Source organism: Clostridium arbusti SL206 (assembly GCF_000246895.1).
Lineage (GTDB): Bacteria > Bacillota > Clostridia > Clostridiales > Clostridiaceae > Clostridium_I > Clostridium_I arbusti.
The window spans coordinates 1-3,255 of sequence record NZ_BAEV01000169.1; the positions used below are offsets into that span (position 1 = coordinate 1).

General features: G+C 31.6%; 2 protein-coding genes. Both read right to left on the reverse strand.

Features of this window, described 5'->3' with window-relative positions; all coding sequences use genetic code 11:
* Positions 1 to 292 precede the first annotated feature (292 nt).
* Positions 293 to 1,591 carry a diaminopimelate decarboxylase gene (gene lysA, locus RH99_RS17765; protein ID WP_010241535.1) on the reverse strand — a complete coding sequence of 433 codons (1,299 nt, stop codon included), beginning with the start codon at positions 1,589 to 1,591 and terminating at the stop codon, positions 293 to 295.
* Between the two features lie 433 nt (positions 1,592 to 2,024).
* On the reverse strand, positions 2,025 to 3,224 hold the full coding sequence (locus RH99_RS17770; RefSeq protein WP_010241537.1) for an aspartate kinase: 1,200 nt from the start codon (positions 3,222 to 3,224) through the stop codon (positions 2,025 to 2,027).
* Between the last annotated feature and the right edge of the window lie 31 nt (positions 3,225 to 3,255).

The window sequence follows — 3,255 nt, forward strand, 5'->3', positions numbered from 1 at the left end:
CGATTTTGTGTGAATCGCTTTCACAGAGTGCAAGTAGAGAGCCCAAATTTTAATTTGGTGCGAATCACTTTCGCAGAGTGCAAGCAGAGAACCAAAATCTTTTTTTGATTTTGTGTGAATCACTTTCACAGATTGCGTGGGAGACTTACACCAAGTTAGTCAGGTTAAAAATATTTTACACTTATATATAAATAGTCTTTAAATTCCTAAAAACAAAAAATCCGCGAAGTTATCATATGGACAACTTCCCGAATTTATTCTTAATTTAAAACAAGTAAAATTAGTTATAATTCTATAATAATGGCAATTCATTTCTTAGAACATCCTCATAGGATTCTCTCCTGCAAATGATTCGTGCATGGCCATCTTTCACTAACACTACTGCTGCTCTAGGTATTTTATTGTAGTTGTTCGCCATAGAGTATCCATAGGCCCCAGTAGTTGGAACAATAAGTATATCTCCACTTTCAACATTAGCAATATCTACATCTGTTAAAAGTATATCTCCTGACTCACAGCATTTCCCTGCAATAGTTACTTTTTCTTTGGTTTCGCTGCTAATCTTATTTGCAATAGCACATTGATATTGTGCTTGATAAAGTGACGGTCTTATATTATCTGTCATTCCTCCATCTACAGAAATGTATTTTCTCACTCCTGGAATATCTTTAATGGAACCTAAAGTATAAAGTGTACTTCCTGCATTTCCTATAATAGATCTACCTGGTTCTATAATTAAAACTGGTAATTCTATTTTTAATTCCTTTGCTTTACTCTCTGCTCTTTTTAATATAGCATCGCAGAATTCCTTTGTTTCTCTTGGTTTATCTTCTTCTGTATAAAATATACCAAAGCCACCACCAAGATCTAATTCCTCTATTTTATAACCTAATTCTTCTTTTATAGTCTTTATTACATCAAGCATTATATCTACTTCTTCTTCATAAGGCTTTATCTCAAAAATCTGAGAACCTATATGACAATGAAGTCCCATTAGTTTTACATTTGGAAGGGATATTGCCTTTTTAACAGCCTCTATTGTTTCATTATTTAATAGAGTAAATCCAAATTTTGAATCTACCTGTCCTGTCTTTATATATTCATGAGTATGTGCTTCAATTCCGGGAGTAATTCGTAGCAATATTTTTTGAACTTTATTATTTGCTCTAGCTATTTCATCTATTTTTTCCATTTCATAAAAATTATCCACAACAAATCTTCCAACATTGAAACTTATCCCCATTTTAATCTCATCAATAGTCTTATTATTACCATGAAATAATACTTTCTTCATAGGGAAATCACTTTTGTGTGCAGTATAAAGTTCTCCACCAGATACTACATCAAGATACAATCCCTCTTGATTTATTATTTGGCACATTGCAGTAGGCAAAAAAGCCTTTCCTGCATAAGCGACCTTATTACCTTTGTCCACAGCAAAATTTTCACAATAATCTCTACAGTTTCCTCTAACCAATTCTTCATCTATTACATAAAGTGGAGTCCCAAATTCCTTGCAAAGCTCTGTAGAACTCATTCCCCCTATATATAATTCATTTTCCTTAATATCCATTGTACCAAACAGCTTCATCAAATCACCTCTATAATTTTTTAGATCAGTATATAAATATAATTCCTAGTTTCATACAAAATTTTTACTTTAGCTGAAACTTTATAATCCTTTTTCATAAGGCATGTGAAAATAAATAACAAGTCAAAGATGCGACGTATATTTTAAATTATACAAGGAAACAGGTTCTGATGATAGTGGTGCTATCAGAAGGTTCTGCTAACGTAGTATAATTCAAAATATACTAGTATACTGACTAGTTATTTATTTGAAGATGCCTAAGTAATACACTATAATTATACTAAATTAACTACTCTAATCAATAGTAATCTACAAAAATTTGTATTGCAATATATTTAGCCTTCAATTATGTAATTTAAACTGAAAATTATATTTTTATTATAAAATAAAATTTCCAGTTCTTCTATGCACATAAAGTTTAAACTAACATGAACTACAGGTTAAAATTATTTGCTACTAGTTCTATTGCTTTTTGCTTGTCACATTGCTTAATAGCACAGGTTATTCTTATTTCAGAAGTAGTTATCATCTTTACCTCTATACCATTATCTCCAAACAGTTTAAACATCTTGGCCGCAACACCTGAAGTTTTCTTCATTCCTATCCCTACCACAGAAAATTTATCTATATCTTTATCAATATATACATTTTCTTTTTCTGCAAAGTCACCTATTATATTAAGACACTGTTCTAAAGCATCCTTTGGTATGGTAAAGGATACATTTACTTTTCCATCTATTGGTGCAGTTTGACTTATCATATCTATATTAATCTTCCTACTTCCTATTGCTTCAAAGAGATTAGATAAAATATTTATATCACCATATATGTATTTAATAGTAACTGCAACATCCTCATCACTTGTAGCAATACCTGTTACAGGTTTACTCTCTAAATTCATACTATTTACCTCCCTAACAATTGTTCCCTCTTTATCACTACAGCTAAGTCCTATATATATAGGCACTTTATACTTTTGCCCAAGTTCTATAGATCTTGGGTGTATAAGCTGAGCTCCTAAATTTGTAAGTTCAAGCATCTCTTCATAATCAATCTCTTTTAGTCTCTTAGCATTTTTATATTCTCTTGGATCAATGTTATATATGCCATCTGCATAGGTGTATATCTCGCAAGATACACCTAATTTTACAGCTATTGCAACTGCCGTTGTATCAGATCCCCCTCTTCCAAGGGTAGTTATATCTCCTATTGAATTGATCCCTTGAAAACCTGCCACTATGACAATTTTATCTTTTCTAAGACCTCTCTTTATTTTCTTACTATCTAAGTCTTCTATTAAACATTCTCCATAATCGCCACTAGTTCTAATTCCAATTTGATAAGCTGAATAGCTTATAGCATCACAGCCCATTTCTTTTATAGTCATAGCAAGTAAAGAGGCCGAAATCATTTCTCCAGTGGACAGAATTACATCTAATTCCCTTTTATCTGGATCATCTGAAACTTTGTTTGCTAGAGCTATTAGTCTATCCGTAGTATCTCCAATAGCTGACACTACTACCACTATACTATTTCCTTCTTCTTTTTTATTAATAACAGTTTCCGCTACTTTTTTTATTTTATCTATAGTTGACAAAGTACTGCCACCATATTTTTGCACTATTACAGGCATATTTTACCGTTACCAAAACTCTAAAAAACTT

Excerpts from the sequence above, each read along its gene's own strand:
- RH99_RS17770 (WP_010241537.1), bottom strand. The coding sequence starts at position 3,224 with ATGCCTGTAATAGTGCAAAAATATGGTGGCAGTACTTTGTCAACTATA.
- lysA (WP_010241535.1), bottom strand. The coding sequence starts at position 1,591 with ATGAAGCTGTTTGGTACAATGGATATTAAGGAAAATGAATTATATATA.